General features: G+C 69.8%; 19 protein-coding genes and 1 pseudogene. 9 read left to right on the top strand and 11 right to left on the bottom strand.

Annotated elements, in window-relative coordinates; genetic code table 11:
* Positions 1 to 41: 41 nt before the first annotated feature.
* Together ACWGLC_RS14735 and ACWGLC_RS14730 are read left to right on the top strand one after the other, a co-directional pair.
* Entirely contained in the window at positions 42 to 932 is an 891-nt protein-coding gene (locus ACWGLC_RS14735) for a cation diffusion facilitator family transporter (RefSeq protein WP_452100589.1), read from the top strand.
* Positions 933 to 1,178: 246 nt separating this feature from the next.
* Positions 1,179 to 1,577 carry an MmcQ/YjbR family DNA-binding protein gene (locus ACWGLC_RS14730; protein ID WP_344991776.1) on the top strand — a complete coding sequence of 133 codons (399 nt, stop codon included), beginning with the start codon at positions 1,179 to 1,181 and terminating at the stop codon, positions 1,575 to 1,577.
* 72 nt (positions 1,578 to 1,649) lie between these two features.
* Here the strand turns inward: ACWGLC_RS14730 and ACWGLC_RS14725 are convergent, their stop codons facing one another.
* The 3 genes and pseudogenes from ACWGLC_RS14725 to ACWGLC_RS14715 form a co-directional block, all read right to left on the bottom strand.
* Positions 1,650 to 3,266 carry an MFS transporter gene (locus ACWGLC_RS14725; RefSeq protein ID WP_452100588.1) on the bottom strand — a complete coding sequence of 539 codons (1,617 nt, stop codon included), beginning with the start codon at positions 3,264 to 3,266 and terminating at the stop codon, positions 1,650 to 1,652.
* Positions 3,263 to 4,296: pseudogene (glsA, locus tag ACWGLC_RS14720) on the bottom strand (glutaminase A). Before glsA ends, ACWGLC_RS14725 begins: the two are co-directional and overlap by 4 nt.
* Complete coding sequence (locus tag ACWGLC_RS14715; protein WP_452100587.1) at positions 4,296 to 5,291, bottom strand: carbon-nitrogen hydrolase family protein; 996 nt, start codon at positions 5,289 to 5,291, stop codon at positions 4,296 to 4,298. The pseudogene glsA and the gene ACWGLC_RS14715 overlap by 1 nt, the downstream one beginning before the upstream one ends.
* Before the next feature lie 134 nt (positions 5,292 to 5,425).
* On the opposite strand from ACWGLC_RS14715, the gene ACWGLC_RS14710 reads away from it, so the two are divergent.
* A complete protein-coding gene (locus ACWGLC_RS14710; protein WP_452100586.1) occupies positions 5,426 to 5,854 on the top strand; it encodes a hypothetical protein in 429 nt (142 codons plus the stop codon).
* A gap of 60 nt (positions 5,855 to 5,914) precedes the next feature.
* On the top strand, positions 5,915 to 6,220 hold the full coding sequence (locus ACWGLC_RS14705) for a hypothetical protein (RefSeq protein WP_452100585.1): 306 nt from the start codon (positions 5,915 to 5,917) through the stop codon (positions 6,218 to 6,220).
* 63 nt (positions 6,221 to 6,283) lie between these two features.
* Here the strand turns inward: ACWGLC_RS14705 and ACWGLC_RS14700 are convergent, their stop codons facing one another.
* The 5 genes from ACWGLC_RS14700 to ACWGLC_RS14680 form a co-directional block, all read right to left on the bottom strand.
* Entirely contained in the window at positions 6,284 to 7,156 is an 873-nt protein-coding gene (locus tag ACWGLC_RS14700) for an alpha/beta fold hydrolase (protein WP_452100584.1), read from the bottom strand.
* An 86-nt stretch (positions 7,157 to 7,242) separates the two neighbouring features.
* The gene (locus tag ACWGLC_RS14695) at positions 7,243 to 8,229 is read right to left on the bottom strand and encodes a glycine betaine ABC transporter substrate-binding protein (protein WP_452100583.1); all 987 of its coding nucleotides are present in this window, start codon (positions 8,227 to 8,229) and stop codon (positions 7,243 to 7,245) included.
* On the bottom strand, positions 8,226 to 8,987 hold the full coding sequence (locus ACWGLC_RS14690) for an ABC transporter permease (protein WP_452100582.1): 762 nt from the start codon (positions 8,985 to 8,987) through the stop codon (positions 8,226 to 8,228). The genes ACWGLC_RS14695 and ACWGLC_RS14690 overlap by 4 nt, the downstream gene beginning before the upstream one ends.
* On the bottom strand, positions 8,984 to 10,141 hold the full coding sequence (locus tag ACWGLC_RS14685) for an ABC transporter ATP-binding protein (RefSeq protein ID WP_452100606.1): 1,158 nt from the start codon (positions 10,139 to 10,141) through the stop codon (positions 8,984 to 8,986). Before ACWGLC_RS14685 ends, ACWGLC_RS14690 begins: the two co-directional genes overlap by 4 nt.
* Positions 10,142 to 10,227: 86 nt before the next feature.
* A complete protein-coding gene (locus ACWGLC_RS14680) occupies positions 10,228 to 10,872 on the bottom strand; it encodes an ABC transporter permease (RefSeq protein ID WP_230930502.1) in 645 nt (214 codons plus the stop codon).
* A 116-nt stretch (positions 10,873 to 10,988) separates the two neighbouring features.
* On the opposite strand from ACWGLC_RS14680, the gene ACWGLC_RS14675 reads away from it, so the two are divergent.
* Positions 10,989 to 11,921 (top strand): inositol monophosphatase family protein, encoded by a 933-nt coding sequence (locus tag ACWGLC_RS14675; RefSeq protein WP_452100581.1) that lies wholly within the window; start codon positions 10,989 to 10,991, stop codon positions 11,919 to 11,921.
* Positions 11,922 to 12,143: 222 nt separating this feature from the next.
* Here ACWGLC_RS14675 and ACWGLC_RS14670 read toward each other — a convergent pair whose 3' ends face one another.
* Positions 12,144 to 12,758: a GNAT family N-acetyltransferase gene (locus ACWGLC_RS14670; RefSeq protein WP_452100580.1), complete on the bottom strand. Its 615-nt coding sequence runs from the start codon at positions 12,756 to 12,758 to the stop codon at positions 12,144 to 12,146.
* 186 nt (positions 12,759 to 12,944) lie between these two features.
* Between ACWGLC_RS14670 and ACWGLC_RS14665 the strand changes: the two genes are divergently transcribed.
* The 3 genes from ACWGLC_RS14665 to ACWGLC_RS14655 are packed head-to-tail and all read left to right on the top strand — an operon-like array spanning position 12,945 to position 15,796.
* Complete coding sequence (locus ACWGLC_RS14665) at positions 12,945 to 14,420, top strand: MFS transporter (RefSeq protein ID WP_452100605.1); 1,476 nt, start codon at positions 12,945 to 12,947, stop codon at positions 14,418 to 14,420.
* A 6-nt stretch (positions 14,421 to 14,426) separates the two neighbouring features.
* Positions 14,427 to 15,122: an alpha-ketoglutarate-dependent dioxygenase AlkB family protein gene (locus ACWGLC_RS14660; protein ID WP_452100579.1), complete on the top strand. Its 696-nt coding sequence runs from the start codon at positions 14,427 to 14,429 to the stop codon at positions 15,120 to 15,122.
* Complete coding sequence (locus tag ACWGLC_RS14655; protein ID WP_452100578.1) at positions 15,119 to 15,796, top strand: hypothetical protein; 678 nt, start codon at positions 15,119 to 15,121, stop codon at positions 15,794 to 15,796. Before ACWGLC_RS14660 ends, ACWGLC_RS14655 begins: the two co-directional genes overlap by 4 nt.
* 124 nt (positions 15,797 to 15,920) lie before the next feature.
* On the opposite strand, the gene ACWGLC_RS14650 is transcribed toward ACWGLC_RS14655, so the two are convergent.
* Together ACWGLC_RS14650 and ACWGLC_RS14645 are read right to left on the bottom strand one after the other, a co-directional pair.
* A complete protein-coding gene (locus ACWGLC_RS14650; RefSeq protein WP_452100577.1) occupies positions 15,921 to 16,535 on the bottom strand; it encodes a malonic semialdehyde reductase in 615 nt (204 codons plus the stop codon).
* A gap of 71 nt (positions 16,536 to 16,606) precedes the next feature.
* Positions 16,607 to 17,362 carry a PIG-L deacetylase family protein gene (locus ACWGLC_RS14645; protein ID WP_452100576.1) on the bottom strand — a complete coding sequence of 252 codons (756 nt, stop codon included), beginning with the start codon at positions 17,360 to 17,362 and terminating at the stop codon, positions 16,607 to 16,609.
* Positions 17,363 to 17,484: 122 nt separating this feature from the next.
* On the opposite strand from ACWGLC_RS14645, the gene ACWGLC_RS14640 reads away from it, so the two are divergent.
* Positions 17,485 to 18,642 carry an acyl-CoA dehydrogenase family protein gene (locus ACWGLC_RS14640; protein ID WP_452100575.1) on the top strand — a complete coding sequence of 386 codons (1,158 nt, stop codon included), beginning with the start codon at positions 17,485 to 17,487 and terminating at the stop codon, positions 18,640 to 18,642.
* Positions 18,643 to 18,790: the final 148 nt, after the last annotated feature.

Here is an 18,790-nt window from a genome sequence, read left to right as displayed (position 1 = left end):
GCCGGAGCGGGACCGCTGGTGGTCGGACTAGGCTCGTCCGCGTGTCGATACTCAAGAAGTTCGCGTGGCTCTCGGTGGCCACGGCGATCGTCACCATCGTGCTCAAGATGGCGGCCTGGTATGTCACCGGTTCGGTGGGCCTGCTCTCCGATGCCGCGGAGTCGGTGGTCAACCTGGTCGCCGCCCTCATCGCGGTCGGGGCGGTGACCGTCGCCGAGCGACCGGCCGACGACGACCACCAGTACGGACACTCCAAGGCCGAGTACTTCTCGGCGGGCGTCGAGGGCGCGATGATCTTCATAGCCGCCGCGTTCATCCTCGTGGTGAGTGTCGAGCGCATCATCAATCCGGCACCGCTGGAATCCATGGGCGTCGGCCTGGCGATCTCGGTGGTCGCCGCGGTGATCAACGGGATCGTCGGGGCGGCTCTCGTGCGAGCCGGCACCACACACCGCTCGCCGACCCTCAAGGCGGACGGCAAGCACCTCATCACCGACGTGATCACCTCCGTCGGCGTGGTGGTGGGCCTGACGCTCGCGTGGCTCACCGGGTGGGAGATCCTCGACCCGTTGGTGGCGATAGGAGTGGGGCTGAACATCCTGTTCATCGGCTACAAGCTGGTCAAGGAATCCGGGATGGGGCTGATGGACGCAACCCTCCCGGAAGAGGACAACCGGGCGATCGAGGAAGTGCTGGATCGCCATCGCGAGCCGGGGCGCGTCGACTTCCACGAGTTGCGCACCCGTGAGTCAGGCAAGTGGCGCTTCGTCGAGTTCCACGCCCTGGTGCCGGGGGACTGGAGCGTCGATCGCGGGCACGACCTGGTGGAGACGGTCGAGCAGGAGATCCACGCGGCCCTGCCGAACTCCCACATCGCCAGCCACCTCGAGCCGATCGAGGACGAGCGCGCCTACAACGACGTCCATCTCTGATCTGCCCGCGGGGTAGGTCGCGCGGGGCGCGCGCCGCAGAAAGCCGGCCGGGTGTGCCGCCCGCGCTGCCGGGCCGCGGGGTGCCGGCCGGGCCGGGTCTGCCGCTCGCGCTGTTGTCGCGTGGTCGCAAATCTTGCTGGCGCCAGGGCCTGTCCTGGGAGAATGTGAGCGGGTCAGACCACTCGGCGAAATTCGGTTCGCGCAAGTCGCGCAGTCCGGCCCGGCCCCGGTCGTATTCTTATCCGCGTGGCACACCCGATCATGTTCGACGCCGACGATCCGCTGCTCGCCCGGCTGCGGGGCATCTGCATGGAGTTCCCGGACGCCGCGGAGAAGATCTCCCACGGCCGGGTGGTCTGGTTCACGACCAAGGTGTTCGCGGTCTACGGCGGCAAGGTCAAGGGCGACCACGCCGATCCGTTGCTCGATCGGGCCCTGCTCGTCCTTCCGGATCCGGCCGAGCGTCTGGCGCTGGACCAGGACGAGAGGTTCCACGTGCCCGCCTATTACGGCCCGGCCGGGTGGCTGGCCCTGCCGCTGGACGCAGGCGACGTGGACTGGGATGAGGTGGCCGAGCTGGTCGAGTCCTCGTACCGCCAGACGGCGGGCGTCCGCCGGGTGGCGCGGCTGGACGAATCCCGCTGAAGGGCCCGGCCGCCGCCCGACCGGCCGACCGACCCTGCAGGCCGGGGCCGGCCGGTCAGCCGGGGAACCGCACTAACCGGCGGCGATCTCGTGCGGCCGATAGCGCGGCAGCCGCGACGCCGGCAGGATCGCCAGCGCGCTGATCCCGGCGAGGATCAGCAGCCCCATCTTGAGGGCCCGCAGGCGCTCCTCCTCGTTGAGCTGCACCGCGTAGTCGATCTGCTCGGCGGTGGCGTCGGTCCGGGCCAGCACCTCGTCGAGGTCGTCGTTGGACACGAAGTTCACGCTGTCCAGGTCCACCTGCGCGATGAGCTCAGGCGGCAGCGCCGGGTGCTCGACCACGGCCCTGCCGATGCCGACGCTGAGCAGCGCCACGAGTAGCGCGCCGACCACGGCCGTGCCGACCGCGGAGGCGAGGTTCTGGGTGCTGCCGCGGATCGAGCCCACGTCGCCGGCGAGCTCGGCCGGGGCGGAGGTGACGAGGACGTTGAACACGAGCGTCACGAGCGCGCCCTGGCCGATACCGAACGCCACCAGCCCGATGATCGTGGGCAGCGTCTCCCAGTTGTTGTTCACCACGAACGACAGCCACACCAGCGCGGCGGTGGCCAGCGTGAACGCGGCGACCCCGATCGTGCGCGGGCTGAACCGCTTGTAGAAGCGCACGATCAGCGTCGCGGTGATGAACACGGTGATGTTGAAGGGCATCATCGCCAGCGACGTCTCGAACGGGGTGCGTCCCTGCACCACCTGGATGTAGAGGGGCACGGTGAAGTTCAGGGCCGCCTCGAGCGCCACCACGATGAACATCGCGTACACGGCCGCACGTTCGCGCCCCGAACCGAGAACCGACAGGTCGACCAGCGGGACCTTGCCCTCGCGGATGCGGCGCCTCGTCCACAGGAAGAACGCCTGGCCCAGGATGATGCCCACCACGATGAGCATCGGGGCGGGCGAGATCCCCCCGAGGTCGAACGGCGCGCCGGGCCCGGCGAAGAACGCGCCCCACGCGTTGAGGTTGTTGAACCCCAGGGTGAGGACCATGATCGCGATGCCGATGAGGAACGCGGCCACCACGTCGATCGTGATCGACGAGTCGCCGCGGTCGGACCGCAGCGTGAAGCTCAGCGCGAACACGGCGACCGCGATCGCGAACACGATCCAGAAGACGGGCCGCCAGCCCACGAGGGTGCCGAGGGTGCCGCCGATGAGGAACGCGCTCACGCCGGCCAGCGCGCGGGCAGACCCCAGCGAGCCGATCGCGGTGGCCTGCTGGTCACCGCTGTAGTTCTCGGCGATCAGCGCCACCAGCGCGGGGACGATGATCGCCGCCGCGGCGCCGGCGAGGGCCTGCCCCGCGATCGCCCAGCCCACCGAGGGGGAGAAGATCATCATGAGGGAGGAACAGGCGAAGACGACGACGACGATACGGAAGATCCGCACCCACCCGAGGCGTTGACCGAGTTTGGCCCCGGTCATCACCAGGGCTGCCACCACCAGGCCGTAGATGACGATCGTCGACCCGGCGACCGTGGGAGGGACCCCGAAATCGGAGACCATCCCGCCGATCGAGATCGGTAGCGCGGAGACGTTGAACGACATGACGATCTGGCCGAGGAAGAGCCCGACCATCGGGAGCCAGGACCGGCGTTCCTCCTGCTCGTGGTGCATGGGCGTCGTGGTGGTCATGAACGTGTCCTTTCCGCTGCGACGGTCCCGCCGATCCGCGCGTCCGCATCGGAGGCGAAGAGGTTGAGCCCGAGGGCTCGCGAGAGGTAGGCGATCGCCCGCTGGCCGCGCACGCTGTTCCCGGCCGAGTTCAGGCGGGGCGAGAACGCGCCGATCGCGCCCTTGCCAGGGGCGATCGCGACGATCCCGCCGGCCACCCCGGACTTGGCGGGGATGCCGATCTCGAACAGCCACTCCCCGGATCTCTCGTACATGCCGCTCGCGGCGAGCATCGCCAGCGTGTCGCGGCAGACCTCGGGGGAGACCACCTGCTCGCCGGTCACCGGGTTCGCGCCGCCGTCGGCGAGGGTCGCGCCCATGACCGCCAGATCCTCCGCCGTCACCAGGAGGGCGCACTGCCGGGTGTAGACGTCGACGATCTCCAGCGGGTCGGCGTCGAGCCGGCCGTAGCTCTCCAGGAGTCGCGCGATCGCCTTGTTCCGGTGATTGCTGCCCATCTCCGAGGCGTACACCGTGCCGTCCATGGTCAGCTGACGGCCCGCGAACGCGGACAGGCCGGTCCGGATCAGCTCCCACTTCTCGGCCGGGGTGGCGCCGGCATCAACGCGGTGGTGGCGATCGCGCCCGCGTTGACCATCGGGTTCATGGGGTGGCCGTCGTTCAGTTCGATCGCCATCACCGAGTTGAAGGGCAGGCCGGTGTTGTTGACGCCCACCCGGTCCTTGACCACCTCGTGCCCGTACTCGCGGCAGACGAGGGCGTAGACGAATGCCTTGGACACCGACTGGACTGTGAAGGTGTGGGCGCTGTCGCCGACCCTGTGAACCGCACCGCTGACCTCGCTCACGGCGAGACCGAACAGGCCGGGGTCGGCCTCGGCGAGGACGGGGATGTAGTCCGCGACCGTGCCGTCGTGCAGGTCGCGGTAGCGCTCGTGGGCGGTGACGGTGAGCGATTCGACCTCGTCCCAGCCGGGGAGCCGGCCGGTCGACACGCGTTGCGGGACTCCCGCCGATTCCGATGTGATCATCAACCTCCCGTCGCGGCCCGCAGGCCTGCTGTCCGCCCTGACCGCCTGTAGTAACTCCGACCCGCCAGATTCTGTTGGTGCCAGTATCCGCGCACCAGTAGCGGCAGATCCGGAATCCAGAAATCTTCTCCCACCGGAATGACGCCACCGCGGGCCCCGAGCTCGACATCTGCAGAGACGACGCCGGGCCCCTCTGTGGTCCGCCGGGAGGCCAGGACGGTGCCGTCCGGGTCGACTATCTGCGTGGCTCCCACGAACTCGGTCTCGTAACTGACGGAGAGATCCGATCCCGGTGCCAGCAGGAAGTCCGATCGGATCGATCCGCAATGGGAGGCCTGCAGCACCGGCACCCCCAGCCGCCGGGCGAACTCCGCGGGCGCGTTCTCCGACAGCGCGCGGTTGCGCCGGGCGACCGGAGCCAGCGCCCGCGAGGCGAGCCCTCCCCAGTTGCTCGGCACGGTCCACCAGTGCGTGCCCGTCATCGCGATATCGATCCGACCCCGCAGCCTGTGCACGGTCTGGTTGCGGATGAGCTCCCAGCAGCTCGCGACCCCCACCCCGCCGAGCGCGGTGTCGAACGCGCCGTCGTCGTGGCCTCCGGTGTAGAAGCAGTTCTCCCACATCGTCGGCAGGTCCTTGTCATGAGTGTGGACGCGGCCATCGGGTTCGACCAGGTGATAGCGGTTGTAGACCTCGTCGTCGTCGGCGATCAACATCGAACCGCCGATCGTCGCGCCGTACCACGCGGCCAACCGTCGGAACATCTCCACCGCCGCGTTATCGCGCGGCAGCACCGCCGCGTGGACCTCGGCGCGCATCGGCACCGGCGACGTGCAGAACTCGGGCACCGCGATGAGTTTCGCGCCCCGCTCGCCGGCCTCGACGATCATCGCCTCCAGGCGTTCCAGCGTGAGGTCGACCCGCCCGGGCACGCCCTCCAACTGGATCGCGGCGGCGTGCACGCGGCGGAGCGGGGAGTCGACGTGATCCGGCATGGATTCTCCTGGAGGGCGGTGAGCGAGATTGATGCTGCGCGGCCATCGGGCAGGCCACGTGACCTAGGATCGAAGTCTACAAATCCCCACGGTTTGTCAGGTGGATTGTTCTCTAGCCTCCCTCGAAAGGACCCATGGAACTCGGAATCGACACCCGGCTCACGCTGCTCGCCGCCGGGCTGATCTTCCTGCTGGCACTTGTGCTCGGCGTGTGGAAGTACCGGCAGATGGCGACCAGCCCGGAGCACTTCGCGCACCCTTACGTCGACATCTCGCACCGGGCTTCGCTGCTGTATTCGTTCGCCACGCTGCTCATCGCGGTGTTCGTGGAGTTGAGCAGCTGGCCGACGTGGGTGAACCTCGCGGCCGCCTCCGTACTGGTGTTCTTCTTCCTCGTGGCCATCGGGGCCTACATCGTCCACGGCGCGAAGCAGGACACCACCAATCAGTTCGAGAACCCCACGGCGTCGCTGCACATCGGCATGTGGGCGCTCGTCGTCGGCGAGATAGGCGGATTCGCGGTGCTGCTGGCCGGGTTCATCGCCGGGCAGTTCTTCGGCTAGCCGACCGGGCCGCGACCGTCGTGGCATCGCGGGCGGCATGCCGGCCGCTACGCTGGCGGCATGCCCATGCGCCCCCGCTCGCGCGGCTCGAAGCCCCGGAAATCGTCCGAGGGCATGGATCTCGGCACCCGCGCCCTGGTCCTGGGGATCGGGTCGCTGCTGTTCTCGTGGGTGCCTCTGCTCAACATCGTGGCGTTCCTCGCGGCGCTGATGGCGGTCGCCTTCGGACTGATCGCCCGCTGGCCGGCGGGCGGCATGATGGCCGGCGGTGAGCCGAACGAGCGGCGCGGCCTGTGGGGCGTGGTTCTCGGTGCGATCGCGCTGGCCGTCTTTGTGGTGACCGCGGTGCGCTACTCGGTGATCTAGTTCTCGGCGTTCCAGCGGGCGTCACAGGGCGGCGCTCCGGCGACGGGATTTCGGTGGGGGACTTCAGCGCCCGTTGGAGACCACCCAGCCGATCGCGGTGCGCATCCGGCTGGCGAACCGGCCCGGCTGGGTGGCGCACACCGCGTGGCCGCCCTGGATCGGGAACACCGCGCTGTGCGGCAGCAGGTCGGCCATCTCGTCCTGGATCGACTGCGGGAACGCGATGTCCCGCATCGTCTTGACGATCGCCACCGGAAGGTCGAGTTCATGCAGCCACGACGTGGAGTTGAAGCGCGCGACCTGACTGATCACCGTGCGATGCGCGGCGAGGGAGACCGACGACAACTCCCGCAACGCCCACGCGGTAGGGCCGGGCACCTCCTCCTCGATCTCGCGGGCTACCTCCACCGGGACCGCGTTGAGGAGCGGGGCCGTCCGCGCGAACCCGCCGAGGGTCGCCTTCTCCAGGGCGTTGCGCTGCGCGCCGGTGCCGGTGGCGGCCAGCACGAGACCGCCGAGCCGGGAGGGATCAGGACGGGCGGCCAGCTGCGCCACGATCCCGCCCATCGAGTACCCGCCCACCGCGGGCTGCTCCAGTTCCAGGTGGTCGGCGACCCGCAGGACGTCCTCCGACAAGGTCTGGAAGTCGAAGTTCCCGGTGTGGCCCATGCCGTGATGGCGCTGGTCGTAGGCGATGAGCCGGTACTCGCCGTGCAGGCGCTGAAAGGTCTGATACCAGTTGAGCATGCCGGTGGCGGCCATGCCGTGCAGCAGGATCACCGGCTGGAGGTGCTCTTCGCCGGTGTCGTACAGCCTGGTCACCACGTCGTCGGCGAGGGTGACGATCCGGCCCGTCGGCAACAGCGACATATCCGGGGCCATCCGGGGCAACCGCCGCGCGGAACGCGGCAGTGCGATGAGCGGGTTGGTGCGCATGGGAATCCTCCTCGCAGACGCCTGGCCGGTAGTCGTGTCAGCGATTGTCCGCCACGCGCGTTCCCGCCGCAGCACCCACCTCGGACTCAGCCGGCCGTCACGAGCCCCTCGGCCACCAGGAAATCCCTCGCGACCAGCGCGGGATCCTCGCCGTCCACGTCGACACGCATGTTGAGTTCCACCATCACCTCGTTGGTGAGCAGATCGATCAGGGGCTCCAGAACCTGTTCGATCTGCGGATGCGCGTCCAGGTAGCTGCCCCGCACCACCGTGGCGAGGTTGTAGACGGGGAAGAACCGCTTGTCGTCCTCCAGCACCACCAGGTCGAGGCCCTTGACCCGGCCGTCGGTGGTGTAGACCTCGCCGAACGCGCACTCGCGGCCCACGGAGGTGGCCTGGTAGATGATCCCCGGCTGCATGATCGGCGTCGGCACGGTCGCGGCGTCGAAGCCGTAGGCCTCCGCCAGGCCCGGCCAGCCGTCCCGACGCACCGAGAACTCGGTCTCCATGCAGCTCACGGCCGCCTGCGGATCGGAACGCACCAGGTCGGCGTACTCGGAGAACGTGGTCACCCCGGTGGCCTCGGCCGTGGCCCGGTTCATGGCGAACGAATAGGTGTTGTCCACGGTGGTCGGCGGCAACCAGCGGATGTCGTGCTCGGCCAGGTCGGCATCGCGCACGGCCTCCCACTGCTGCTGCGGGTCGCGCACCGGTTCGTCGTTGCCGAGGTAACTCATCCACGCGGTGCCGGTGTACTCCATGCCGATGTCCACCTGCCCGGTGACCAGCGCCTGCCGGAAGCTGTTGGAGCCGGCCAGCGAGGACATGTCGGAGACGTCCATGCCGGCCGCGGCGAGCAGGAACTCCACCAGGTAGCTGGCGATCACGCCCTCGGTGAAGTCCTTGCCGCCGACAGTCACCTTCACGCCCTCGAGCTCGGGCACGACGCCCTGCGAGCCGGGGCCCACGGGAAGCGGCACCGAGCCGCCGTTGTTCAGGCCGCAGCCGGTCGCCACGAGCACCACGGCCAGCAGAGAGGCCAGCAGCCTCCGCACCCGCGCAACGCTTCTCATCGCAGCCCCTTCGGGTTGAACAGGACCTCGCCGACCGCGCCGAGCCAGTCCACGAGCAGCGCCAGCGCCACCGCGAGGACAGCGCCCACGACCATCGTCTTGTAGTCCTGGAGCCGGTACCCGGTGTCGATGAAGATGCCCAGCCCGCCGGCGTCGACGAGGAAGCTCAGCGTGGCCGTGCCCACCGCCAGCACGAGTGTGGTGCGCAGGCCGGCGAGGATGAACGGCACCGCCAGCGGCAACTCGACCGTGCGCAGGACCCGCGTCGGCGCCATGCCCTGGCCGCGGGCTGCGTCGATGAGCGCGGGGTCGACGTTGTGGATGCCGACGATCGTGTTCCGCAGTACCGGCAGCAGCGAGTAGAACGCCACCGGCAGCACACCGATCCAGAACCCGGTCCGGTTGGTGACCAGGAACAGCAGCACGAGCAGACCGATCGCCGGCGCCGCCTGCCCGATGTTGGCGATCCCGATCGCGACCGGCGCGAGGAACCGGGTGCGCCGCCGGGTCAGGATGATCCCCAGCGGCACGCCCACGGCCACCACGATCAGCGTCACCGTCACGGTGATCTGGACGTGCTGGAGGGTCCGCTCGGTGATGGACGCCGCGTTGAGCGACGCCGCCTGGGTCTCGGTCATCGGGCTCGCGAACGCCCACCACAGCACCCCGACCACTGCGATGATCACCGCCGCCGGCTGGATGAACAGCCGGGCGGTGTCTCCGCGGGCCAGCGTCTCGGTGGCCGTGGGTGTGCTCATGACGGGTCGGCCGGGTCGGTACCGGCGGGCTCGTCGTCGTTGTGCCGGTGGTGGATGCGTCGCAACTCGTCGACCAGGTCGTCGATCCCGATCGTGCCCCGGTACGCGCCGTCGCGGTCGACGACCACGGTGGTCGCACTAGCCGTCGACAGCAGCCCGTCCAGCGCTTCCTGGAGCGTCGAATCGACCGTGACCGTGCCGCTCACGAGCTGACCCCCCGAGCCCAGGTCCGGCATCTGCGCCACCCGATCCCCGCGCACCCAGCGCACCGGGCGGCCGGCCTCGTCCAGCACCACGGCCCACTCGTCATCGGATCGGCGCAGGCGGGCGGCGAACTCGGCCGGGTCGTCGGACACCCTCGCCGTCGTCGTCGTCCCCAGGTCCACGTCCCCCACGCGCCGGAGGGTGAGGGTCTTGAGCGCGGCGTCGTCCCCGATGAACCCGGCGACCGTCTCGTCGGCCGGATTGGCCAGGATCGCCTCGGGGGTGTCGAACTGCAGGACGGACGAGCCGGGGCCGAGCACCGCGATCCGGTCGCCCAACTTCACGGCCTCCGAGAAATCGTGGGTGACGAAGACGATCGTCTTGTGCAGCTCGGACTGCAGCCGCAGCAGCTCGTCCTGCAGCGACGCGCGCGTGATGGGGTCCACCGCGCCGAACGGCTCGTCCATGAGCAGCACCGGCGGATCCGCGGCCAGCGCCCGGGCCACGCCGACGCGCTGCTGCTGCCCGCCGGACAGCTGCGCGGGATAGCGATCACGGTAGTCACCGGGGGCCAGGCCGACGAGCTCGAGCATCTCGTCCACGCGCTCGCGGGTGCGCTTCTTGTTCCACTTGAGCAGCCGCGGCACCGTGGCGACGTTCTGCGCGACCGTCATGTGCGGGAACAGCCCGGAGGCCTGGATGGCGTAGCCGATGCTGCGGCGCAGGGTGTCGGCGTCGAGGCGGCGGTTGTCCTCGCCGTCGATCGTGATGGTGCCGGAGGTGGGTTCGATGAGGCGGTTGATCATGCGCATCGTGGTGGTCTTGCCGCAGCCGGACGGCCCCACGAACACCGTCGTGTGACCGGCCGGCAGGTCGAGCGAGACGCGGTCGACGGCCGGCCGCTCCTGGCCGGGGTAGATCTTGGTGACGCCGTCCAGGACGATCGGCACGCCCGAGACAGCTGTATTGGGGCCGTCGGTGCGGGTTCTGTTGGTGCGGGGCCCGTCGGCGTGGGCCTCGCGGCCGGTGGAAGTGGTCACTGGTTCCCCCTGATGGTGAGGCGGCCGAGTAGGACGAGCAGGGCGTCCAGGACAAGAGCGAGGACGACGACGAGGACGGTCGCCGTGAGCGCCATCGGCAGGGCGGTGGGCGTTCCCACGCGGGACAGGGCGGCGAAGATGAGGTTCCCCAGGCCGGGCCCCTTGACGTAGGCGGCGATCGCGAGGATGCCCATCGACATCTGCGTGGACACCCGGATGCCGGCCAGGATCGAGGGCCACGCGAGCGGCAGCTCGACCCTGCTCAGCACGCCGAGTCGGCTCATCCCGACCCCCCGCGCGGCGTCCACGGTGGCGGCCGGCACCGCGTCCAGGCCGACGATCGTGTTGCGCAGGATCGGCAGTACGGCGTAGATGACCAGGGCGGTCATGGTGGGCAGCACGCCCAGCCCGAGCAGCGGGATGAGTAGGCCGAGCAGCGCGAACGACGGGATGGTCAGCGCGGTGGCGGCGAGTCCGGTGGCCACGGCCGAGCCGGTGCGGCTGCGGTACACGGCCACCCCGACCGCCACCGACAGCACGGTCGCGAGCAGCACGGCCTGCACGGTGGCGCTGACGTGCTGCCAGGAATCCGTGGCCAGCTGGACCCGGCGGGTCGAGAGGAAATCCATCAGGGCGGTCATCGCGCCTCGGCTCTGTTGGTGGGCGGTGTGAACACGTTAGCCGTTTCCGCACGTGTAGAGGGCCAAGACGGGGGATCCGGTCGGCGGTGCAGCGGGGGCTGGGGCACGATGGTGTGATGACGCCACGGCCCTCCCGCCCTCTCGGACCGGATCAGATCGAGCGCCTCGACGAGTTGCTCGCCGCCAGCGGCCGGATCGCCCGCCGCCACTTCCACGGTGACCTCGCCGCGCTCGGTGCCGCCGACAAGAACGCGGCAGGCGCTGGTCACGGCGTTGGTGGCGGTGCCGATTCTGCTGCCAGCGTGGATTCCGGCGGCGCCGATTCCGCCGGCGGCCCCGGCGCCCACCGCGGCTACGACCCGGTCACCGAGGCCGACCGCGCGATCGAGGAACTGCTGCGCGCGGGGATCAATGCGATGTCGCCGGGCGATCGCGTGGTGGGGGAGGAGAACGGCCCCATGGGCCCCGCCGACGCCCCCCGCACCTGGTACCTGGATCCGATCGACGGCACGAAGGCCTTCCTCACGGGTATGGCGGGTTGGGGGACGCTCGTCGGCGTGGTCGAGGACGGGCGCGCGGTGGCGGGCTGGATGGATCAGCCGATCCTGGGCGAGACGTTCTCGGCGGTGGGCGGCCGCGCCGTGGTGCGTCGCCCGGCCGCGGACGGTGGTTCGGTGCAGATCACGGACCTGCGCACGTCGGACTGCACGGAGCTGTCCGAGGCGATCCTGTACACGACGCATCCGTCGATGTTCGGTGACAGCGGCTCGACCCGCGACCGCTACGACGAACTCGGCCGACGCGTTCGTCTCCAGCGCTTCGGCGGCGACTGCTACGCCTACTGCATGCTCGCCGCCGGCCGGGTCGACCTGGTCGTCGAGTCCGACCTCAACTCCTACGACATCGTGGCGCTGATCCCGATCATCGAGGCCGCGGGCGGGGTGATCACCGGCCCGGACGGGCGGCAGCCGCTGGAGGGCGGCACGGTGGTCGCGGCCGCGACGCCTGAGCTCGCCGAGCAGGCGTGGGCGGTGCTGGGCCGGGACTGATTCCGGCGCTGTGGCTGATCGACGGCCACTTCCGGGCCCACCGCGGCCCCGCCGGCACGGTCGGGGCCGGCCACGGCGCGCCCAACACGTCCGCGGCACCGCCTGGCCCCGCCCAGCCCGGCTGGTCTACACCTTTGCGATCCTTGTTGGCACCACTGCGGTGAAAGCTGCGAATCTTCGCAATGGTGTCGACATTTATCCGCGGCGCGAGTCTGCTGATGGTCACAGCGGGGCCGCGTCGCAGCGCATCACCCACACGGGAGGCCCGCCGGGTACCTCGGCGTGCGCGACGGTGGCGAAACCGAATCGCTCGTAGAGCCGCACGTTTCGCGGATCGGAGGTCTCCAGCGCGATTGCGTGTGCGGCGTGCGCGGCGTGTCGCGCTGCGGCCTCGAGCCCGAACCGCACCAGCGCACTGCCGAGCCCAGCACCCTGCCGGTCAGGGCGTACGCCGAGGGTCTCGAGTCGCCACGGTGCGGGCGCCGCGGTCTCGGATTCCGCAGCCGGTGGCGCGCTGTCGCCGGGCGCGAGCCGACCCGCTCGATCGCCGTGGAGCGCGATGATCTCCTGCACGGTCGCGGGGTCGGGCTCGGGGGCGTCCGGCGGGAGGAGCGCGATCACCCCGCCAGCCGGATCGGTGACGCCGACAATCCCGTGCTGGAGCGCATGACGCAGGTAGAGGAACTGGATCCTGCGCAGTCGCTCGGCGTAGCCGTCGTCGGGGATGACGAAGCGGGTCCAGGGATAGTCGGCGAACGCGGCCGCGAGGGTGTCGGCTGCGCCAGCCAGATCCGTCGGCGCGGCGGAGCGGACATGGGTACTCATCGGGTTGATCACCCGGCGCACGCTATCCGACCCGGTGATGCCGCTACCCGCGTGCCCGCGCCACCGGATGCGACGCGCGTCAACACCGGATAGAACCACGTCATGGAGCGGCGATCCCGGGGTGATGCATCCCCCGACACCAGGTCAGGACCCGGCAAGCGCAAGCTGGGCACCATCTCCACGGCGATCCCCGCCCGGATGGACCGCCTGCCCTGGGCGGGCATCCACTGGAAGGTCATCCTGGGCCTGGGGACGGTGTGGATCCTCGACGGCCTGGAGGTCACGCTCATCGGCTCGCTGGCCGCGCGGCTGGTCGAGCCGGGCAGCGGCCTGCCCATCACGGAGGGGCAGATCGGTCTCGCGGCGTCAATCTACATTCTCGGCGCCTGTCTGGGCGCGCTGTTCTTCGGGCGGCTGACCGACCGCTGGGGCCGCAAGAAGCTCTTCATGCTCACGCTGGTCGTGTACTGCATCGCCACGTTCGCCACGGCGTTCTCGGTCGAGCCGTGGATGTTCTTCCTCTGCAGATTCGTCACCGGCGCCGGGATCGGTGGCGAGTACGCGGCGATCAATTCCGCGGTCGACGAGCTCATCCCCGCGAACTACCGCGGCCGCGTGGACATTCTCATCAACGGCACCTACTGGTTGGGTGCGACGTTCGGCTCCTTCTATTCGCTGTTCTTCCTCAACACCGCATGGTTCTCCGAGGGCCTGGGTTGGCGCTTCGCGCTCGGCGTGGGCGCATTGCTGGGCGTGGTCATCATCTTCGTCCGAAGGCACGTCCCGGAGAGTCCGAGATGGTTGTTCATCCACGGCCGCGAGGACGAGGCCGACGAGATCGTGGAGGACATCGAGGAGCAGGTCGAGGAGGAGAAAGACGAGCCGCTGGAGCGGGTCGGCCGCGACGAGCAGATCACCATCCATCAGCGGGCCAGCATCCCGTTCACCGAGATCGCCAAGACCGCGTTCGGCAAGTACCCCAAGCGAGCGCTCCTGTGCCTGGCCCTGTTCATCGGCCAGGCGTTCCTCTACAACGGCATCACCTTCAACCTGGGCACGCTGTACCAGAACTACTACGGCATCGACTCAGGCAGTGCACCCCTGCTGTTGGCACTGTTCGCGATCGTGAACTTCCTCGGCGCGCTCACCCTGGGCCCGTTGTTCGACAGGGTCGGCCGCAAGAAGATGATCGCCGGCACCTACATCGGGTCCGCGCTGGTGACGGTGCCGCTGTACTTCGTCTTCCTCAACGAGGTCGGGGGCCTGTGGGGCTTCGTGGTGCTGCTGTCGTTGACGTTCTTCATCGCCACCGCCGGCGCCTCGGCCGCCTATCTGACGGTGTCGGAGATCTTCCCCATGGAGACCAGGGCCCTGGCGATCGCTTTCTTCTACGCGATCGGCACGGGCGTCGGCGGCATCATCGGACCGCTGATGTTCGGTAACTTCATCGAGAGCGGCGATCGCGCGTTGGTGGGCATGGGCTTCCTCATCGCGGCCGGGGTGATGGCGGTCGGCGGCATCGCCGAGATCTTCCTGGGCGTGGACGCCGAGGGCCAGTCGCTCGAGGACATCGCGGCCCCCATCACCGCCGCGGATCCGGACGCCGGGCACAGCTCGGAGATGGACCAGACGCCGGACGTGGACCAGAGGCCGGGCACGACGAAAGGGGGCTGATCAGGCGTGACAGAGCCGCTGTTCGGCGTCCGCCGCGAGCCGGCGATCCTCGGCCCCGGCGCGGTGCACGTGCCCGACTGGCTGAGCCGCGAGCAGCAGGAATTCCTCCTGCGGGCCTGCGCGGACTGGGCCGCGGTGCGCGCGCCGCGCTCGATCGTGCTGCCGGGTGGCGGCCGCATGTCGGTGCGTACGTTCAGCCTGGGACGCCACTGGACGCCCTATAGATACGACGACGACAACGCCGACGTCCCGCCCATCCCCGAGTGGCTCGTGCGCGCCGCCCGGTCCGCGCTGTCCGCGGCGGCCGCGGTCGATCCGCGCGTGGCGGAGACCGACTCGGCCATCTATACGCCCGATGCGGCGCTGGTGAACCTCTACGGTCCCGGCGCGACGATGGGCCTGCACCAGGACCGCGACGAGGCCAGCGGCGACCCGGTGGTCTCGCTCAGCCTGGGCGATGCGTGCACGTTCCGGTTCGGCACTCCCGAGCACCGCGGCCGCCCGTACACGGACGTGCGTCTGGAGTCGGGGGACCTGGTGGTGTTCGGCGGGCCGTCTCGGATGGCGTTCCACGGGGTGCCGAAGGTCGTCGACGGTACGGCTCCCGCCTGGTGCCGCGACGTGCTGGGCGCGGCCCCCGGTCGGGTGAACATCACCCTCCGACGCACGCGCCCCGCGGACCCGCCTACGCTGGGTCCATGAGCGCGAGTGTGAGCCCGACTTCATCTTCTGGTCGTGGCAAGGCCATCCTGTTGATCGTCCTGGTGGCGGTCGTGGCCGTGGTCGCGGCGGTGCTGACGGTGGTCGTCTCGCAGAAGACCTACGCCCCGGGCGAGCGCACGCTGAGCCCCAAGATCCAGGTGGCGGCGGGCTCCGACCACATTGACGAGGCCGCAGGGCTCGCCATCCGCGTCCCCGAGGGGTGGCAGGCCGAGTCCGGCGACCTGCTGTTCGGGACCACTGCGCTGCTCCCCGAGAAGGTGTCGACGGACGGCGGCGCGGGCGGACTCGTCTTCATCGGTGCACTGACCGAGGAGATGCTGGGCGGCCAGGAGGTCAACAACGAGCAGGCCGCCTACGCGCTGGCCTCCGCCATCGGCCAGACCGTCCTTCCGGTCCCGGGCCAGCCCACCGACGAGAGCCTGGAGCCGATCTCGAGCCGTGTCGGCGACGGCTCGGCGTTGTCCTTTCGGGTGATCCCCATGGCCCAGCAGGCGATGCTCGGCCCGGAGGGAGCGCTGATCTACACGGCAGTCGTGGGTGAGGGCGACGACAGGTACTGGCTCACCTACATCGGCTCGCCGGCCGACGGCAGCATGGATTCGCCGCGCGCCGAGTGGGCGGACGAGATCGTCGAGCGCTTCCGCCCGGCCTGACCTCGCGCTGCTGACCAGGCTTTTTCCCGCGCCGACAGCAAGAACAGGCCGGACCCTGTCGGGATCCGGCCTGTTCTTGTATCACCGCGGGGGCGCGGGATCAGACTGCTGCGGGAACGCAGGGTCAGAGGGTCGTGACGACCTCGTCGTAGTCCAGGCGCGGGAGGCGGTCGAACCAGGCGTTCTCGGCGGGCTTGCCGATGTTGACCGCGACGAGCACACGGTGGCGTCCGTCGGGGAAGAACTCCGTGGCGATCGCGTCGGCGTCGAAGCCGGTCATCGGGCCGGCGGCCAGGCCGGCCGCGCGGATGCCGAGGATCAGGTAGCCGATCTGCAGGCCGGCGTTGAGCTCGGCCGTGCCGATGCGCGCGTCCTCGTCGGCGAACAGGTCGCGGGCGCCGGGGAAGTGGGGGAAGACCTTCGGCAGCTCGTCGTGGAAGTCCACGTCGGCGGCCAGTAGAGCCACGGCCGGGGCGGCGGCGGTCTTGGCCTGGTTGCCCTCGGCCAGGAGGGGGATCAGACGGGCCTTGGCCTCCTCCGAACGCAGCACCACGACGCGCAGCGGCTGGTTGTTCATCGAGGTGGGGGCCCACTTGACCAGGTCGTAGATCGCCTCGAGCTGCTCGTCCGTCACCGGCTCACCGGTGAAGGCGTTGGCGGTGCGGGCCTCGCGGAAGAGGAGGTCCTGGGCGGCCTCGTCGATCTGGATGGCCTGGGCGGTGTCCAAAGAAGTTGTCATGTCTAGTAGAACGGGCCGCCGGTCCGGATTGATTCCGGGACCGGCGGTGACGCTCCTCACGTGGCTCGCGATCAGGGGCGCTTGCGGGTGAAGCCCACCACCGGGTTGCCGTCGGCCAGGCCCTCGACGGGCGCCACCATGCGCTCGACCTGCGTCTGCGCCTGCTCGCGCACCGGCGTCTGCGGGTCGAGCACCGACATGTACTCCTTGTGCTCGGCCAGCGCGTCGATGGCCGGGTCGACGAACCCCGTGACGTCGACGTAGTGGCTCGGCCGGGGATCGGACTCGAACCACATCTGTGGGCGCCCCTCGCGCGAGTCCACGCCGACCGCGGCCACCAGATCGTCGTAGGCGGCGCCCACCGCGTCGCCGAACTCCATGTGATCGGACTGGTTGGGCATACCCGGGCCGAACTCCGGGCCCGAGTACAGGGACACCACGATGTCCGGCCGGTGCTTGCGGATCGAGTCGGCGATCGCGTCCCGCAACTCACCGTTGTTGACGATCCGACTGTCCGGGAAACCCAGGAACTCGACGGTGTCCACCCCGACGTGCGCCGCCGACCGCCGCTGCTCCTCCTCGCGGATCGGCCCGGCGATCTCCGGGGCCATGCCCTCGATCCCGGCCTCGCCACTGGACGCGAGCACGTAGACGACGCTGCGCCCCTCGGCCGTCCACCGGGCCACCGCGGCGGACATGCCGTACTCGGGATCATCAGGGTGCGCCACAAGGATGAGGCAGCGCGTCCAGTCGGTCGGGAAAGGTACGGGGAGGGCGCCCGTCTCGGGCTGGGAGTCCTGCTCTGGCCGGTCCGTGGAATCGCTCATGGCACGAGTATGGCCCCGCCCGCGCCCGCTGCATCCGGACTCGGCCAATACCGCGGTCGTAGACTGTCGCCGAACTCGATGTAAATGCTGTTGTCGTCGTCGTACTTCCTTGGAGGCCCCTCGTGTCCGCACTCTTCCCCGACTACCGCCCCTCGTGGGAAACCGACGATCACCGCCTCCTCCGGGAGCACGCCCGCGCCTTCTTCGCCAAGGAGATGACCCCCAACCAGGAGAAGTGGGCCGCGCAGAAGCACGTCGACCGCGAGACCTGGGTGCGCACCGGCGAGGCCGGCCTCATCTGCCTCGACGTGCCCGAGGAGTACGGCGGGCAGGGCGGCGACGCCGGCATGGAGTACCTCGTCACCGAGGAGCTCGTCTACTCCGGCGACACCGCGTTCGGCATGGGCGTCGGCTCCACCATCACCCCGCACTACGTCGCCAACTACGCCACCGAGGAGCAGAAGAAGGCATGGCTGCCCAAGATCTGCTCCGGTGAGTGGATCTCCGCGATCGCCATGACCGAGCCCGGCGCCGGCTCCGACCTGCAGGGAGTGCGCACCACCGCCAAGCGCGACGGTGACGACTACATCATCAACGGCTCCAAGACCTTTATCTCCAACGGCGGCTCCGCCGACTTCGTTGTGGTCGTGGCCAAGACCGACCTCGACGCCGGCCACAAGGGCATGGCCCTGTTCGCGGTCGAGGCCGACACCCCCGGCTTCGAGCGCGGCCGCGTGCTCGAGAAGATGGGCCGCCACGGCGCCGACACCGCCGAGCTGTTCTTCAACGACATGCGCGTGCCCGCCGCCAACCTGCTCGGTGGCGAGGAGGGGCAGGGCTTCTACCAGCTGATGAACCAGCTGCCGCGCGAGCGTCTGGCCATCGCGGTCGACGCGCTGGCGATGGCCGAGGCCGCCGTCGTGGAGACGCTCGAGTACACCCGCGAGCGGCAGGCGTTCGGCAAGCCGGTGCTCGACTTCCAGAACACCCGCTTTGAACTGGCGCACTGCAAGACGCAGGCCATGGCGACCCGCACGTTCGTCGACTACTGCATCGAGCAGGAGCTCGCCGGTGAGCTCGACGCCGTGACCGCCTCCATGGCCAAGATGCAGGCCACCGACATGCTCGACGACGTGGTGGACCGCTGCCTCCAGCTCTTCGGCGGCTACGGCTACATGATGGAGTACCCGATCGCGCAGAAGTTCGCCGGCGCCCGCGTCATGCGGATCTACGGCGGCACGAACGAGATCATGAAGGAGGTCATCGGGCGGGCCCTCTGAGTTCGGTCTCTGCGGGCCCGGATCGGCCGCCCCGGGCCTGCCTTGGCAGCCCGCCCCGCCCTGGCCCGCCCCGGGCCCGCCTGTATGGCAGCCCGGCCCGCCCTGGCTCGGCCTGGCTCGGCCCGCCCGCCCGTTCCATTGAGAAGAG

It is taken from the genome of Dietzia sp. NPDC055877, assembly GCF_053615975.1.
The sequence above is the reverse complement of the archived record's forward strand: the minus strand, read 5'-3'. Positions and strand labels throughout refer to the sequence as shown.

Bases quoted from the DNA above. Each gene is read 5' to 3' on its own strand.
- ACWGLC_RS14710 (WP_452100586.1), top strand. From the start codon at position 5,426: ATGGAACTCGGAATCGACACCCGGCTCACGCTGCTCGCCGCCGGGCTG.
- ACWGLC_RS14705 (WP_452100585.1), top strand. From the start codon at position 5,915: ATGCCCATGCGCCCCCGCTCGCGCGGCTCGAAGCCCCGGAAATCGTCC.
- ACWGLC_RS14645 (WP_452100576.1), bottom strand. From the start codon at position 17,362: ATGAGCGATTCCACGGACCGGCCAGAGCAGGACTCCCAGCCCGAGACG.
- ACWGLC_RS14680 (WP_230930502.1), bottom strand. From the start codon at position 10,872: ATGACCGCCCTGATGGATTTCCTCTCGACCCGCCGGGTCCAGCTGGCC.
- ACWGLC_RS14665 (WP_452100605.1), top strand. From the start codon at position 12,945: ATGGACCGCCTGCCCTGGGCGGGCATCCACTGGAAGGTCATCCTGGGC.
- ACWGLC_RS14650 (WP_452100577.1), bottom strand. From the start codon at position 16,535: ATGACAACTTCTTTGGACACCGCCCAGGCCATCCAGATCGACGAGGCC.
- ACWGLC_RS14700 (WP_452100584.1), bottom strand. From the start codon at position 7,156: ATGCGCACCAACCCGCTCATCGCACTGCCGCGTTCCGCGCGGCGGTTG.
- ACWGLC_RS14725 (WP_452100588.1), bottom strand. From the start codon at position 3,266: ATGACCACCACGACGCCCATGCACCACGAGCAGGAGGAACGCCGGTCC.
- ACWGLC_RS14695 (WP_452100583.1), bottom strand. From the start codon at position 8,229: ATGAGAAGCGTTGCGCGGGTGCGGAGGCTGCTGGCCTCTCTGCTGGCC.
- ACWGLC_RS14675 (WP_452100581.1), top strand. From the start codon at position 10,989: ATGACGCCACGGCCCTCCCGCCCTCTCGGACCGGATCAGATCGAGCGC.
- ACWGLC_RS14655 (WP_452100578.1), top strand. From the start codon at position 15,119: ATGAGCGCGAGTGTGAGCCCGACTTCATCTTCTGGTCGTGGCAAGGCC.
- ACWGLC_RS14715 (WP_452100587.1), bottom strand. From the start codon at position 5,291: ATGCCGGATCACGTCGACTCCCCGCTCCGCCGCGTGCACGCCGCCGCG.
- ACWGLC_RS14690 (WP_452100582.1), bottom strand. From the start codon at position 8,987: ATGAGCACACCCACGGCCACCGAGACGCTGGCCCGCGGAGACACCGCC.